Here is a 14945-nt window from a genome sequence, read left to right on the forward strand (position 1 = left end):
ACAGATGAGCGATATTCTCTCGATCAAGCCTGCAAAGCCGCTCCTCGAAGTCCGCAATCTGGTTACGGAATTTCCGGTCCGTAATGGCGTCTTTCGCGCCGTCAACGACCTGTCCTTCTCGATTGATCCGGGCAAGACCTTGTGCGTGGTGGGCGAAAGCGGGTCGGGCAAATCCGTTACCGCACGCTCCATCCTCCAGATCATCGATAGCCCCGGCCACATCGCGTCCGGCTCCATCATCCTCAACCGTGCGAATGGAACGACGCTCGATCTGGCAAAGCTTGATCCGCGCAGCCGCGCCATTCGTTCGGTGCGCGGTGCCGACATCTCGATGATTTTCCAGGAACCGATGTCCTCGCTGTCGCCGGTGCATACGGTGGGTGATCAGATTACCGAAGTGCTGCGTCTGCATCTGAAAATGAGCAAGGCGCAGGCGAGGGCGGAAGCCATCGAACTGCTGCGGCAGGTGGAAATTCCCAACCCGGAAACCGCGCTGGACAAATATGCTTTCCAATATTCCGGCGGCATGCGCCAGCGCGCCATGATCGCCATGGCGCTGGCCTGCAAACCGCAATTGCTGATCGCCGATGAACCGACGACAGCGCTTGACGTCACCACGCAGGCCGAAATCCTCGACCTTATCGCCCGCCTGCAAAAAGCGCATGGCATGGCCGTGCTGTTCATCACCCATGATATGGGCGTGGTGGCGCAGATTGCCGATGACGTGCTGGTCATGCATCACGGCGTTGCCAAGGAATATGGCACGGTCGAGCAAATCTTCCACAGCCCCCAAGACCCTTACACCCGCATGCTGATCGGCTCCGTTCTGAAGCTAGAACAGAAGGCCGAGATACGGCTCGCCCGCCCGCCGCTTGATCTCACCGCTGCGCCCATTCTGGAGGTCAAAGACCTTTCCATGCACTTCGGCGAGATGAAAGCGCTGGATGGCGTCTCCATCAAGCTCCTGCCGGGCGAAACACTGGGCATCGTTGGCGAAAGCGGCTCCGGCAAGACCACCATGGGCCGCTCCATCATGCGGCTTTACGACCCGACCGGCGGCGAGATGCTCTATCGTAAGGTGGATGGTACGGTCGTCGATCTCGCCAAGATCGAAGGCGCTGAACTCAAAGCCGCCCGGCGCGAGTTGCGCATGGTGTTCCAGGACCCCTTCGGCTCGCTCAACCCGCGCATGACGGTGGCGCAGGTCATCGGTGAACCGCTACTGGTCAATGGCATCGCCAAGGGCAAGGAGCTTGACGAACGCGTCTGCGCGCTGATGGATCAGGTGGGGCTGGACCCTGCCGGGCGTGAACGGTACCCGCACGCCTTTTCCGGCGGTCAACGCCAGCGCATCGGCATCGCCCGCGCCATTACGCTCAAGCCTCGCATCATCGTTGCGGACGAAGCCACATCTGCGCTCGACGTCTCCGTCCGCTTCCAGGTGCTGGATTTGCTGATGCGCCTGCAGGATGAACTGGGCCTCGCCTACATCTTCATCTCCCACGATATCGGCGTCATCAGATATATGTGCGACCGGGTCGGCGTCATGTATCGCGGCAAGCTGGTGGAAGTGGGCGATGCGGAAAAGGTCTGCAACGCGCCGGATCATCCCTACACGCAGGCGCTTCTCTCCGCCATTCCGCGTCCCGATCCGCGTGACCGCGATCGCACCCGTCGCTTCCGTTACATTGAACCAACCATCGCCAAGACCGAAAGCAAGGCTGGATGACACGGCACGGCTTCTAAAATCCATGAGGAAGACAAAAGCATGAAAATCGATCGCATGCGGGTATTCGTCACCCGCGACAAGGACCGCCCGCGTGTCGTCGTGGCGCTGGATACCGATGACGGGCTGACCGGCTGGGGCGAATGCTACAATCATGGCCCAGACCTCGCACTGCCGCCGATCCTCGATTACCTCTATAATTTCCTCGCGGGCCAAGACCCGACGCGGGTCGAATACCTCTATAATCTCATGCTCCAGCAGAACCGCTTTCCGCCCGGTGCACTCGGCCTGTCTGCCATGTCCGCGCTCGACCATTGCCTGTGGGATCTGGCCGCCAAGGCCGCAGGCGTGCCGGTCTACAAGCTGCTGGGTGGCGAAGTGCGCGACCGCATCAAGGTCTATGCCGGGGTCTACACCGCACCGGATGCACCGGCGGCCAAGGAAGAATTCGACCGTTTGAACGAAGAGTGGGGCTTCACCGCCTTCAAGCTCAGCCCGTGGCGTCTCGATATCCACGCCCATCGCTGGGGTGAGGTCGTCAGAAGTTCGGCGGAGTATTTCCGTTCGCTGCGCGAAACCGTGCGCTCCGATTACGATATCGCCTTCGACGCTCACGCCAAGATTTTCGAACCCGCCGCTGCGCGTCAACTCGGCAATGCGCTGGCACCTTACGATCCGCTGTTTTTCGAAGAGCCTTTGCGCCCGGAAAATATCGAGATGTGGGGGGACCTGAAACAGGGCCTCAACTGCACGCTGGCCACAGGCGAAAGCCTGTATCACCGCAACGAATTTCTGCGACTGCTGCAAGTGAAGGGTGCCGATATCATTCAGCCGGATATTTGCGTCGTCGGCGGCATCTCCGAAATGCGCCGCATCGCCACGCTGGCGGAAGCCCATTTCGTCAGCGTCGCGCCGCATAATCCGATGGGGCCGCTGGCAACCGCCGTCAACGTCCACTTCGCCGCCGCCCAGCAGAATTTCCGCATTCTGGAATACCGCCTACCGAAGGGGCAATGCTACGTCTACGGCGGCACCGATGTGGAAACCCGCGAGGACGAAACCCGTTACGTGGTTGATCCCTATCTGCCGAAAGATGGCTATCTCGAATTGCGGCCAGACCGTCCGGGCTGGGGTGTCGAGATGGATGAGAAGGCCATGCAGGAAGACGGTTATATCCACTGGCAACGCCGCGTTCCAAAGCGACCCGACGGCTCCTATGCCTTCGCCTGAAGAGGTGAGCATTGCAAGCGGGCCGTTCACGGCCCGCATCCGCCCCGCCTGGGGTGGGCGCATGACGCATCTTGCGCATGCGGAGTTTGGCGATCTTCTTGTACCAACCACGTCAGAGGTTTTCGATCCGTGGAACTGGCCGAAAGCGGGCGCCTATCCACTGTTCCCCTATCACAACAGGCTCTATGGCGCACGCTTCACCCATGCCGGAGAGCAGTACATCGTCCTGCCGCACCCTGGACTGGGGGAGGATGCCATGCACGGCCCGTCACATCGCCGTCCTTGGCGTGTGGTTAGTCAGTCATCAGATCGTGCGGTGCTGGCACTGGCTTACGACGCGGATGATGAATGGCCTTTCTCTTTCGAGGCGCAACAGGCTTTCTCCCTCACGCCAGAAGGGCTGACGGTGGAACTTACCATCACCAATCGCGCTGAAGTTTCAGCCCCCGCCGCCATTGGCTGGCATCCCTATGTGTCTGCAAGTGTGGATCGGGAAGCATGGACAGATGCGCAAATGGCCTATCCTTTGGACGAGCACGATGTTCCCACCGGTGCATTCCCTGTTTCCCGCACAATGCGCGATCTTCCGGCGACATCTGGTTATACGCAGCATTTGACCAGCTGGTCCAACGCGCAAATTCTCTTGAATGATGGTTTTTCGCTCAGCATCGAGGCAGATCCGGTTTTGAACCATCTCGCGGTCCACCGCACCGAGACCTATCTTTGCATCGAGCCTGTTTCGATGGCAGCCGGAACGCTGAGCCTGCCCGAACATCAGCGTGCCGCTCTCGGCCTAAAAATGCTCGATCCCGGCCAGAGCCTCAGCGGGCTGATCAGGCTCGGCATCGAGCATGCGTCCTGATAGCAACTACGGCGCGACGGACGCGCGCAAATCTTCACCCGATTCAGAATCCGGCTCGCCAGCGGGGTGGGCAATCAGTACTTCGTAGCTTTCCGGCAATTCTGCCGCCTGTTCGCTGTTCATGATGCCGTAGGGGATCATGGTACCGTCACGGTCCGGAACGGAAACCTCGACCAATGTTTTCTGATTCACGGGAATAGTCCTTACGATGCGAGGAATCAAAAAGCCGCGCTTCGGGCCTCAAGTCTGAGGCCCGTCACGCTGCATTCAGCACATCTAATGTTTTCGCGGACTCGTGGTTCCCAGAAATATCAGCTTTGACGTTTTCGTGATGAAACGGTCAGGCATTCGCCGTGCGGCGGGCGGGCATCCGGCTGTTTACCAACCGGGCGACTTGCTGCGCCAGGCTCGTCGGAAGACATGGCTTCTGACAGAAAGCGGAATCGGGATAGGCTTCTTCCAGCGCCCGGCCATCGGCATGGCCGGAGTGGAAAACGAAGGGAACGTTGGTTTCCCGCAGGCGATCCGCCACCGGAAACACATCGCCATCTGTCAGGCGAACATCGAGAATGGCGCAGGTCGGCACATTCTCATCGAGGTAGGACAAAGCTTCGGCTGTGCTGGGAAACGGTCCTGCAACGGTCCAGCCCTCATCTTCGAGAGTCATCTGGATATCCATCGCAACGAAGATTTCGTCTTCCACCAGCAAAACAGTCTTATGCGTCATGTCGTACCTTGATCTGCATCGTCAGGGTGTGCGTCAAGCTTGCCCCGTCCACCTCGGTTGCAACGGCGCCACCCAGTTGCTTGGCGGCGCTCGTCAGGAGCACTGTCCCAAATCCAGCCGCTCCCGGCGCCTCAACGACCTCAGTGCCGATTTCGTTCCAAACCAATTTGATTGCGTGGTCGCTTTCCTGCCAGTTGATGCGCAATTGCCCACCCGCTTTGCCCAGCACACCGTGTTTCAGCGCGTTGGTGGACCACTCGTGCAGGATCAGCGTCAGCGGCGTAATGCAGTTCACCGCAATCAGAAAATCGCGACCCTCGACATCGATGGAAGCGTGCCTGTTGTAGGGCGTGAGGATGGTGTCGATCAGCTCATGAATATGAACCGCAGAGGTACGCTTCTGGTTGGATGCCAGCGAATGCGCGCTGCCCAGCGCCAATATTCGTCCTTCGACATCCTCCACCAGACTTTTGACGCTGTCATGCTTGCGCGCCGCCATGCGCAAAATGCCACCAATCATCGCAAACAGGTTTTTGACGCGGTGGTTCATTTCGTTGAGCATCAGCTCACGCGCTTCGGAAAGCTCATGCTCCGGCGTCACATCGACACTGACGCCGATGATCCGCACCGGCTCGCTGTCAGCCACATGCCGGGCAAATGTCTTCAGCCATCTCGGCTTGCCATTGAGGCCAGTGATGCGCGACGTCAGCTCGAAACCGGTGTGGTCGTCAACGGCGGCATCCAGCGCTTCGCGTAATTGCTGCCGATCGACATCGTTGAAGTTTTGCAGCACCGCCTGCAAGGCAGGCCTTCCGTCGCGGGTCTGAAGCAGCTCCATCGCCGCCCCGCCCAACACGAACTCGCCACGATCCGGCAGATATTCCCAAACGCCAATGCCTGCCGCCTCGATGGCAAGCTCATGGCGCTCCTGCTCGGCGGCCAACTGGCTTTCGACGCTCAGAGCATGCGAAATATCTGTCATGACGATGGTCGCGCCATCAATCGCGCCATCGGCGGTGCGATAGGGCAGAATGCGCAGCGAGAAAGTGCGCTCCTGCTCCCGGTCCATGACGGTCTCGTTATATTCCGTACCATCAGCCATGACGCTTTGAACGCGCGACGTGAAATCCAGAGATGGAAAACGGCTCGCGACATCGGAAAGAGGACGCCCGCGATCCGTCGGCTGCAACGGAAAAATCGCTGTCGCCGCGCGGGTGTAGGAGCGCAGTCGCATGCCCTTGTCCAGCACGATGACGGCCAGACTGGTGGAATCGAAAAAGTTGCGCAGGTCGGTATTGGCAACGGTTACCTCATCGACCTTGGTCTTCAACTCGTCATTGACGGTCGTCAATTCCTCGTTGGTCGATTGAAGCTCTTCGTTCATCGACATCATTTCTTCGTTGGAACTCTTCAGCTCCTCATTGGCCGTTTCCAGCTCTTCCGTGGCAGATCTCAGCCGGTATTTCGCAGACCGCAACTCCCGCTCCAGCGCTTCGACGTGCCCGTTACCCGGCTCCAGCTCGATGAGATCGCTGGGTTCCAGCGGCGTGAATTGCGAGGATTCGTGAAAGACGATCAGAAACGCATTCTCTTCCAGTGGATCGCAGATGATTTCCGTCTTCAACGCACCGAAATCGGTGACGACATTAACGTTGCGTGCCACCACGCGTCGCTTTTCCGTCCGTGCCTGCCGAACCAGCGCTCCCAGCTGCTCTTTCACACCGGGACGTGCCAGCGTCGCCGCGCTCGTCTCGTTGACGCCGGATACCGGAAATTCAAAAAAACGGCTCAACCGGCCAAAGGCAGCAACGATCTGCCCGTCGCTATCCAGCACCACGCTCGCTGGCACATAGCGCTCCATCAGGCGGCTGGTGGCAAGCTGCTCGATGCTGTCGGAAACCACAGGTGCTTCGGCCCGTGAGACGGCAGGGCGGCGGTCGTGCCGCTCTCCCGGCAGCGGAATGGGATAGCTGGGCGAGCCCGGCAGCCGCTCGAACAGCCTTGCCTTTTGGTCGATCACGGCAAACACGCTGTCGAAACGGCCAACGCTTTCCGAAGAGCCGAGAAACAAAAAACCACCGGGCCGGATGGCATAATGCAGCAGCGGCATGACCGTCTTCTGCAGCTTGTCGTCGAAATAAATCAGCAGGTTACGGCAGGAAACCAGATCAACCTTGGAAAATGGCGGGTCCTTGATCAGGCTATGGCCGGAAAAGCGGATCATATCCCTGATTTGGCCGATGAAGTTGAACCGCTCCTTGTGGGGAATGATGTAATATTCCTGCAATTCCTGCGGAATATCGGCCAAAGACGCGATGGGGTAGGAGCCTTCGCGCGCAATCTTCAGCATGCTTTCATCGATGTCGGTCGCAAAGATCTGCACGTTGCAGGGCAGGTTCAGCCTGCGCGCAGCCTCTGCAAACAGAATGGCAATCGTGTAGGCCTCTTCGCCGCTGGAACAGCCGGGCACCCACACCCGCACGCCGTCTTCGCTGCCCGCCGCATCCTGCATCAGGTTGGTGATGGCCAGTTCATTCAGCACATCGAAGGAATGCCGGTCGCGGAAGAACCGCGTCACATTGATCAGCAAATCACGAAACAGCGCATCGCATTCGTCATGGTCCGTCTGCACGCGTGCCAGATATTCATAGCCCTTGCTGATGCCAAGCACATGCATGCGGCGCTCCACGCGGCGCACGAAGGTCGTCTGCTTGTAACCGGTAAAGTCATGGCCAATCGTGCGCCGCAGCGCGGTGCAAAGATCGTCAACGATATCGGCAACCTTCGAGGCTTCTCGCTTGTCACCGCCCTGGCTGCGGCGGAAGAAGAACCCGCCGATGCAGGAGAGAATATTTTGCGGCGGCTGCACGAAATCGACAAGGCCGGTGCCGGTCGCAGAAACCGGCATGCCGTCATATTTCGCCGTCGAAGGCTCCTGCACGACACAAAGCCCACCATTTTCCTTGATGGCGCGCAGCCCCGTAGACCCATCCGCTCCGGTGCCGGATAGTATAACGCAGGCGGCATTCGCCTGCTGGTCGTTTGCCAGCGAAATGAAGAAATCGTCGATGGGTCGGCGCAGGCCCCGCGGCTGGGCGAAGTCGTTGAGGACAAGCCGCCCCTGTTCGATGCTCAAGCCTTTGCCCGGGGGAATGATGAAGACCGTGTCGGCCTCGATTGCTTCTCCGCCCTCGCATTGGCGAACGGTTAGCTGCGTATGACGGTCCAGAAGTTCGGCCAGCATGCTTTCATGGTGTGGGTCCAGATGCTGGACCACAACAAAAGCAAGGCCAGTCGGCACTTCCGCCGGGCTTAACATTTCACGCAACGCTTCCAGACCACCGGCAGAAGAGCCGACGCCGACAACGGGTACGGGATGAACACTAGAATCCTGAGGCAAACATGCGTCCTTGAAATTTCAAAAGCTGAACGATCAATAGGGGGAGTTTTGTTCCAGTTCCGCTAATGTCAGTTTTGCCTGTGCAATGGTGGTGGTTGAATTCGCAATCGTGGCAAGCGTGCCCTCGATCATGATGTTGTGGTCGTCCAGAAGCGGTTTGATCTTCGCCAATGTGTCCCCAAGCTCGAGGTCATAGGCTTGCAGCAAATGTGCATGCGCACGGCTGACATCGAACTGCGACGCCAGAATATAGCGCACCTGGCCAGACCCCGCCTTCAACTTTGACATGAAGAGCAGATTGACGAAGGGCTGGTCGTCTTTTCGAAAATTGACGATAGGTGTGCGCACCGTCGCCGGCCCATCCGCCTCCAGAAACTCATGAATTTTGTCGCGCGCCTCATCATTGGGCGCATGCGTGCCCTTGGGGCTGGTCTGCAACATCCGGCAGTTCCTGCCCACCACATCGCTGCTGTCATAACCCGTCAGCTTGCAGAAGGGCTCATTGACCAAAGCCAGATGATTATCGGCGTCCGCGTGGGCAAGTGCCAGGGCAATGGATGATTTTTCGAAGAAATCCTGAAGCGGACGGTCAATTTCAAGCTGGGGCATATCGCTCATCGTTCAAACGTAGGTATCGACTGCTACGATAACACGCTGTGTTAAAAAAGGCTCCGGCGAGACAGGACAACAATCCCGCTTCCACCAACCGCTTGGGCTTATTAGCACAGTATTGCGCAGCAAAATCAATGCGCACTGACTGGAAATCGACTGACTAACGTCATTGATGATTGTCAATTGTCCGTGCGTGGCCCGCATACGACGGTTCAATCTGGATCGTTAGAGGTGCATGAAAACGCGCAAATCAGATGGCGCGAAACTTAAGGTGCAGCGTAACACATTGCACACTTTATTGCGGTATCTTGGTGGCTCGTTTCAGCTGCGGTGTGCCAACTGCGGCAGGGTAAAGGGGCTTTCGGGGATGGCAGACAGGGTGGATTTTGTGGTGCAGAAGCTGTTTTCGCTTTATGCGGATCGGCAGGGTGCCACCGCCATCGAATATGGCCTCATTATCGGCATCATCTCCATGGCCGTCATCTTCGGGCTGGAAGGCGTGAGAGACGGTCTGCTGAGCGTGTTCGAGATACTGGCGACGACCTTCGCCAATGCCATGGCTTAAGGCCGAAATCTTCCTATCGCTCATCCTTTGACGGCAAAGTGATCTCCGCAGTCTTCAGCGCGTCCGCAAGGCGCACCTTTGCCGAGCCGGGCTTGAGCGGTTTTTGCTGGCTTTCATGTGGCGCCCATCCCGAAACATAGATGATCGAGAAGGTGGCGCGGATGCGGCCATCGGCATCGCTGTATTTTTCGGCGTAAAGTTCAGCTGCGCGCATGAAGAAGCGCCGGTTCAGCGGCTTGCGGCTGCGGCCCATCAGAGGGTTTGCCATGCCCATGGCGCGCAGGTCACGCATCAGCGGCAAAATGGAATCGTAGCGCACCGTATAGGTCTCGGCATCCGTCACCGGCAGGGCAAAGCCTGCCCGCTGCAACAGCGCGCCAACATCACGTACATCGGCAAAGGGGGCAACGCGCGGGCTTGCGCCGCCGGTCAGTTCCGCTTCCGCTGTCAGCAGTACGTCGCGCAGTTCCTGCAAGGTGCCGCTGCCGGGAATGGCGGCCAGAAACAGACCGTCCGGCTTCAAGGCGCGGCGGATCTGGATCAGCGTGCCCGGCGTGTCATTGGTCAGGTGTAGCGATAGCGGCGAAACGATCAGATTGGCCGATGCCGGTTCTAGCGGCAATTCCTCGATGGGCGCGACCTGAAGGGCATCGCCTTCGGCTGCAAAAGCCGCGTCCGTCTCCACGCGGATCACGGAGCCGACCTTGCCGGTCTGCATCAGCCGCTGCGCCGTCACACCGGTTGCGCCATGCAGCTCGACTGCCGTATCGAAATGCCGCTCCACGATGGCGATGCGATCCGCAATCTCTTCGGCGGCGATATCCAGCAGGAACAGCGCCTTGTCGTCTCTTGAACGCAAGGCGCGCTTGCGGTTTTTCTCAATCAGCGCCGGGTCGAAAACTATGTCCATGCCGTGGTCCATCCAAACTTTGCTGTCGCAAAGGCACCCGTTCGCGCCTATTGTCAACTGCATGGGCCAAGGGGAAAAGCTGTTTTCGAGAGATGACGGGGCGGGCGTGCTGCGCGGCCTTCTGCGTGCCGTCGCGGATTTCGTCTATCCGCCGTCCTGCGTCGGCTGCGGCTGCAAGACGCAGAATGGCGGCGCACTCTGTGTGCAATGCTGGGCAGGTGTTCAATTTATCGAGCGGCCTTTTTGCGAGGTGCTGGGCATTCCCTTCGCTCATGATCATGGCCCCGGCATTCTCAGCGCTCAAGCCATTGCCGAGCCGCCGCCCTTCGAGCGTCTTCGCGCCGCCACCGTTCACGATGGCCCGGCCCGCAAGCTGGTGCACCAACTCAAATATCTGGATCGCACCGATCTCGCCCGGCTCATGGCCTCGTGGATGCTGCGCGCAAGCGATGGCACGGTTGCGGCCTGTGACTGCATCATACCGGTGCCGCTGCACCGACGGCGGTTTCTGGCGCGGCGGTTCAATCAGTCGGCGGAACTGGCCCGGCATCTGGCCGTCTTGTCGGCCAAGCCGTTTCTGGCCTCCACGCTGGTCCGGATCAAGCCGACCAGCCGGCAGGTGGGCCTATCGGCCCGCGCCCGCAAGCAGAATGTGCGCGGCGCTTTTGCCATCGCGCCGGGGCGGGACGCGGATATTCTGGGAAAGCGCGTCATTCTGGTCGATGACGTCTACACCACAGGCGCAACCGTTGCGGCAGCGGCCCGCAGATTGAAGAAGGCCGGTGCCGCAGATGTCACTGTTTTGACCTTTGCAATGGCGATTTCCGGGCCTATATGACACGGCAGACAAAGGGCTCGGTCCCATAATGCGAGGATTATGACTGATGGCATCCGTTACGATTTATACGCGGGATTTCTGCGGCTTCTGCGCCCGCGCCAAGGCTCTTCTGGACAGCAAGGGCGTGGATTTCACCGAATATAACGCCACGACCAATCCTGATTATCGTCAGGAAATGATGGACAAATCCGGCCGCAACACATTCCCGCAAATCTTCATCGGCACGAGCCATGTCGGCGGTTGCGACGATCTTCATGCGCTGGAGCGCGAAGGCAAGCTGGACGCGCTTCTGGTCAACTGAAATCGATAAAAAGAAGACGACATAAGGGAACGGAAAAATGAGCTTCAAGGCCGCCGCAATCCAGATGTGCTCGGGCGTGGACCCGAAAACCAATGCCTCCACTATGGAACGTCTCGTGCGGGAAGCAGCGGCGCAAGGCGCGGTCTATGTCCAGACACCCGAAATGACCGGCGCCATCCAGAAGGATCGCGCGGCTCTGAAAGCTGCTCTCAAGGATGAGAAAGGCGATATCGTCGTTCTGACGGCGGCGAAGCTTGCGCGCGAACTCGGCATTTATGTCCATGTCGGCTCCACTGCCATCGCGCGGCCCGATGGCAAGATTGCCAATCGCGGATTTCTCTTTGCACCCGACGGCGAGCGCATCTGCACCTATGACAAGATCCACATGTTCGATGTCGATCTGGACAATGGCGAAAGCTGGCGGGAAAGTGCGGCCTATGAGCCGGGCACGGAGGCGCGCGTCGCCGAATTGCCGCTTGCCACATTCGGCTTTGCCATCTGCTATGACGTGCGCTTCCCGTCACTGTTTCGCACGGAAGCCGTCGCTGGCGCTCAAATCCTGACCGTTCCCGCCGCCTTCACGCGCCAGACGGGCGAGGCGCATTGGGAAATCCTTCTGCGCGCCCGCGCCATCGAAAACGGCGCCTTCCTCATCGCCGCTGCCCAGGCTGGCACGCATGAGGACGGTCGCGAAACATTCGGCCATTCCATGATCATCGATCCATGGGGCAATGTGCTGGCGGTCGCCGGTGGCGAAGGCGAGGAGATCGTCTATGCGGATATCGACCCATCCGCCGTTGCCGCTGCCCGCGGCAAAATCCCTAACCTCAAGAACGCCCGCGATTTCAACCTCGATACGGTCAAAAACGCCGCTGCTGCGGGAGGCGGTCTGCAGTGATCCGCTATTCGCTCCGTTGCGAAAAAGCCCATGAATTCGAGGGCTGGTTTTCCGGCAGTGCCGATTTCGACGCGCAGCAGCAGCGCGGCCTGATCGGCTGCCCGGTCTGCGGCTCGGCAACCGTCTCCAAAATGCTCATGGCCCCATCGGTATCGACGGCGCGCGAAAAAGAAGCGACGCGCACGCTCGCCCTTGATGCCGCCCAGAAACAGGCCTTCACCAAGATCAAGGAAACGCTGGCCAGCATCCGCGCCAATGCGGAAGATGTCGGCGATAAATTCCCGGAAGAAGCCCGCAAGATTCATTATGGTGAGGCTGAAGAACGCGGTATCATCGGCCAGGCATCCCCGCAGGAAGCCAAGGCACTGATCGAGGAGGGCATCGAGGTCGCGCCTCTGCCCGTGCTGCCTGACGATGTGAACTGAAGGCGGCGCTTGGCGTCCCTACTGCTGCTCGATAATTTTTTTAAAAGCAGTGTCGGACCGGTCTGTCGCCATCCGTCCTTGGTATCGTCAAACCCTTGCAGAAAGGATCACGATCATGCCAAACACCATCAACTTCCACCGCGTTCTGTCCACCAGCCCGGAAAAAGTCTACCGCGCTTTCCTTGAAGCCGATGCGATTGCCAAATGGCTTCCGCCCAACGGTTTTCTCTGCACGGTTCATGCCTTCGAACCCACCGTCGGCGGCAGCTTCAAAATGTCATTCCGCAATTTCACCACGAGCGAAATCCACGGCTTCGGCGGCGAGTATCTCGAACTCGTTCCCGGCGAGTTGATCCGCTACGCCGAGAGGTTCGATAACCCCGCGGTAGCTGGCGAAATGGAAGTGGTGGTGACAATGAAAAAGGTCTCGGTCGGCACCGAAATCACCGTGCAGCAGGCAGGCATCCCCGATCTCATTCCGGTCGACGCCTGCTATCTCGGCTGGCAGCAGTCGCTGCAAAACCTTGCACGCGTGGTCGAGCCTGAGATCAAGGACTGAGAGGTCGCCCGGATTATGTCGGACGCTTTGCCAGCACCATGTAGTTCACTTCCATATCGGACGAGAGATTCCACCGGTCCTGCAGCATGTTGTAGAACACGCCGGTGCGGTGGATGATCTCCATGCCGTCAGCGGTGATCGGCTTTTCCAACTCGTCTGGGCGCACCAGCTTTTCATACTGGTGCGTGCCGCGCGGCAACCAGCGCAAAACGTTTTCAGCCGCGAAGATGGCCAGAGCGCGAGCCTTTAGCGTGCGGTTGATGGTGGCAGCAAACATCAGCCCGTTAGGGCGCACCATCTTGGCGCAGGTGGTCACGAACAAATCGACATCCGCCACATGCTCCACCACTTCCATGTTCAAAACGACATCAAACGTCTCGCCCGCTGCCAGCAATTGCTCGGCGGTCACGGCACGGTAATCGACGGGCACATTGTTTTCCCGCGCGTGGGTGGAGGCGATGCCGATGTTCTTTTCGGAGGGGTCTGCGCCCACCACATCTGCACCCATCTTGGCCACCGGCTCCGAGAGCAGGCCGCCGCCGCAGCCGATGTCGAGAACCCGCAGGCCTTCCAGCGGGCGGTGTGCCTTGGGGTCGCGACCGAAATTCTCGCAGACACGGTTGCGGATATATTCCAGCCGCACCGGGTTGAACTTGTGCAGAGGCCGGAATTTGCCGGTCGGGCTCCACCACTCCGCGGCCATGGCGGAAAACCGGTCCACTTCGCTCTGGTCGACGGTCGTTTTTGCGCTCTCGCTCATGGTGGTACTCCATTCTGTCCTACCCCCTGAAGTCGGATGATTGCCCCGCGAAGTCAAGGGGCGGTCATCATGGTCGAGGTCTAAACCACCTGCGCTTTGCTGTCGCAAGGAACTGAAAACAGGGGATTTTCGTTTCATGCTGCGTTCATCATGAAGCGCGTATTTTCGAAAGCGTTGAAAGCCGATTTCGGCGGTCAAGCCTTTGCTTGAGGGAGAATGAAGTGAAGAAGAAACTGTTTGGTGCCATTGCGCTGCTTGCGCTTGTTGCCGCCCCGGCTCTGGCTGAAGCGGCGACGCAGGGCTTCGCCACCGCCAACGTCAATATGCGTTCAGGACCCAGCACGGCCTATCCCGCCGTTGTGGTCATCCCGAATGGTGAGCCATTGACGATCCACGGCTGCCTGTCCGACACGCCCTGGTGCGATGTCTCGTTCAGCTATGGCCGTGGCTGGGTCGCAGGCCGTTACGTTCAGGCGGTCTATCGCCAGAACCGTGTCTATGTAGAGCCGCGCTATTACCGTGATCTCGGCGTTCCGATCATCACCTTCGAAGCCGGACGTTACTGGGATCGCTATTACCGCGACCGCGATTTCTATCGTGAACGTGATCGCTGGCGTCGCCCGCCACCATCCGGTGGTTACTGGAACGCACCTCCACCGCGCGATTGGGGCGGCCCGCCACCTCGCCGTGATTTCGGTGGCCCGCCACCACGCCCACGCGATGACTGGCGCGACCAGCGCGGTCGCGATGACCAGCGTGGCCGGGACGACCAGCGGGGTCGTGGTCCGAATGATGGCCGTTGGGAACAGCGCCATGGCGATTGGAACCAGAATGATCGTCCACGCCCACCCATGCGTGGCGATGACCGCCCACGTTGGGACAACAACGACAATCGTGGCCGTGATGGCATGAGAGGCGACAATCGCGACCGTAACCGCGATTTCAACCAGGGTGACCAGCGCCGTCAGAATGATGAGGGCAGACGCCGCCCGGACGATAACCGTCGTCCCGACGATAACCGGCCACCAAGACCACCGCAGGAAGGTCAGCGCCCCGGTTGCGCCCCTGGCGCTCCAGATTGTCCATAACAGGCAGTTAGTTATGTAAAGAAAAACCCGGCGGATCACATCCG

At 59.3% G+C, this 14945-nt stretch carries 16 protein-coding genes; 10 read left to right on the top strand and 6 right to left on the bottom strand.

All coding sequences use genetic code 11. The annotated features are described in order from the left end of the window. The first annotated feature begins 4 nt into the window (after positions 1-4). From AC27VJ_RS15215 to AC27VJ_RS15225, 3 genes are read left to right on the top strand one after another with little or no spacing between them, the layout of a single operon-like run. Entirely contained in the window at positions 5-1729 is a 1725-nt protein-coding gene (locus AC27VJ_RS15215; RefSeq protein WP_488684730.1) for an ABC transporter ATP-binding protein, read from the top strand. Between the two features lie 39 nt (positions 1730-1768). Beyond that, complete coding sequence (locus tag AC27VJ_RS15220) at positions 1769-2956, top strand: galactarate dehydratase (RefSeq protein ID WP_488684731.1); 1188 nt, start codon at positions 1769-1771, stop codon at positions 2954-2956. Next, complete coding sequence (locus AC27VJ_RS15225; protein ID WP_488684732.1) at positions 2943-3818, top strand: aldose epimerase family protein; 876 nt, start codon at positions 2943-2945, stop codon at positions 3816-3818. Before AC27VJ_RS15220 ends, AC27VJ_RS15225 begins: the two co-directional genes overlap by 14 nt. A 6-nt stretch (positions 3819-3824) precedes the next feature. Here the strand turns inward: AC27VJ_RS15225 and AC27VJ_RS15230 are convergent, their stop codons facing one another. The 4 genes from AC27VJ_RS15230 to AC27VJ_RS15245 all read right to left on the bottom strand — a co-directional run bounded on the left by AC27VJ_RS15230 (position 3825) and on the right by AC27VJ_RS15245 (position 8563). Then, positions 3825-4010, bottom strand: a complete 186-nt coding sequence (locus tag AC27VJ_RS15230; RefSeq protein WP_162727816.1) for a hypothetical protein — start codon at positions 4008-4010, stop codon at positions 3825-3827. 148 nt (positions 4011-4158) lie between these two features. Further along, the gene (locus AC27VJ_RS15235; RefSeq protein ID WP_353576722.1) at positions 4159-4545 is read right to left on the bottom strand and encodes a response regulator; all 387 of its coding nucleotides are present in this window, start codon (positions 4543-4545) and stop codon (positions 4159-4161) included. Continuing rightward, a complete protein-coding gene (locus tag AC27VJ_RS15240) occupies positions 4535-7945 on the bottom strand; it encodes a chemotaxis protein CheB (protein ID WP_488684733.1) in 3411 nt (1136 codons plus the stop codon). Before AC27VJ_RS15240 ends, AC27VJ_RS15235 begins: the two co-directional genes overlap by 11 nt. A 33-nt stretch (positions 7946-7978) precedes the next feature. After that, positions 7979-8563: a PAS domain-containing protein gene (locus AC27VJ_RS15245; protein ID WP_488684734.1), complete on the bottom strand. Its 585-nt coding sequence runs from the start codon at positions 8561-8563 to the stop codon at positions 7979-7981. Between the two features lie 361 nt (positions 8564-8924). Here AC27VJ_RS15245 and AC27VJ_RS15250 point away from each other — a divergent pair, with 361 nt between their 5' ends. Then, positions 8925-9122 carry a Flp family type IVb pilin gene (locus AC27VJ_RS15250; RefSeq protein WP_488684735.1) on the top strand — a complete coding sequence of 66 codons (198 nt, stop codon included), beginning with the start codon at positions 8925-8927 and terminating at the stop codon, positions 9120-9122. Between the two features lie 13 nt (positions 9123-9135). On the opposite strand, the gene AC27VJ_RS15255 is transcribed toward AC27VJ_RS15250, so the two are convergent. Continuing rightward, complete coding sequence (locus AC27VJ_RS15255; protein ID WP_488684736.1) at positions 9136-10032, bottom strand: methyltransferase domain-containing protein; 897 nt, start codon at positions 10030-10032, stop codon at positions 9136-9138. A gap of 61 nt (positions 10033-10093) precedes the next feature. On the opposite strand from AC27VJ_RS15255, the gene AC27VJ_RS15260 reads away from it, so the two are divergent. The 5 genes from AC27VJ_RS15260 to AC27VJ_RS15280 all read left to right on the top strand — a co-directional run bounded on the left by AC27VJ_RS15260 (position 10094) and on the right by AC27VJ_RS15280 (position 13053). Then, complete coding sequence (locus AC27VJ_RS15260; RefSeq protein ID WP_488684737.1) at positions 10094-10870, top strand: ComF family protein; 777 nt, start codon at positions 10094-10096, stop codon at positions 10868-10870. A 46-nt stretch (positions 10871-10916) separates the two neighbouring features. After that, the gene (gene grxC, locus AC27VJ_RS15265; RefSeq protein WP_488684738.1) at positions 10917-11171 is read left to right on the top strand and encodes a glutaredoxin 3; all 255 of its coding nucleotides are present in this window, start codon (positions 10917-10919) and stop codon (positions 11169-11171) included. A gap of 37 nt (positions 11172-11208) precedes the next feature. Beyond that, complete coding sequence (locus AC27VJ_RS15270) at positions 11209-12069, top strand: carbon-nitrogen hydrolase family protein (RefSeq protein WP_488684739.1); 861 nt, start codon at positions 11209-11211, stop codon at positions 12067-12069. After that, positions 12066-12494, top strand: a complete 429-nt coding sequence (locus AC27VJ_RS15275) for a DUF1178 family protein (protein ID WP_488684740.1) — start codon at positions 12066-12068, stop codon at positions 12492-12494. Before AC27VJ_RS15270 ends, AC27VJ_RS15275 begins: the two co-directional genes overlap by 4 nt. 115 nt (positions 12495-12609) lie before the next feature. Beyond that, positions 12610-13053 (top strand): SRPBCC family protein, encoded by a 444-nt coding sequence (locus AC27VJ_RS15280; RefSeq protein ID WP_113088414.1) that lies wholly within the window; start codon positions 12610-12612, stop codon positions 13051-13053. 13 nt (positions 13054-13066) lie between these two features. On the opposite strand, the gene ubiG is transcribed toward AC27VJ_RS15280, so the two are convergent. Continuing rightward, positions 13067-13813, bottom strand: coding sequence for a bifunctional 2-polyprenyl-6-hydroxyphenol methylase/3-demethylubiquinol 3-O-methyltransferase UbiG (gene ubiG, locus AC27VJ_RS15285; protein WP_488684741.1), 747 nt, complete (start codon positions 13811-13813; stop codon positions 13067-13069). A gap of 221 nt (positions 13814-14034) precedes the next feature. Between ubiG and AC27VJ_RS15290 the strand changes: the two genes are divergently transcribed. Continuing rightward, positions 14035-14901, top strand: coding sequence for an SH3 domain-containing protein (locus tag AC27VJ_RS15290; protein ID WP_488684742.1), 867 nt, complete (start codon positions 14035-14037; stop codon positions 14899-14901). Positions 14902-14945 lie beyond the last annotated feature (44 nt).

The organism is Agrobacterium sp. 20P9.1.2 (assembly GCF_057799395.1).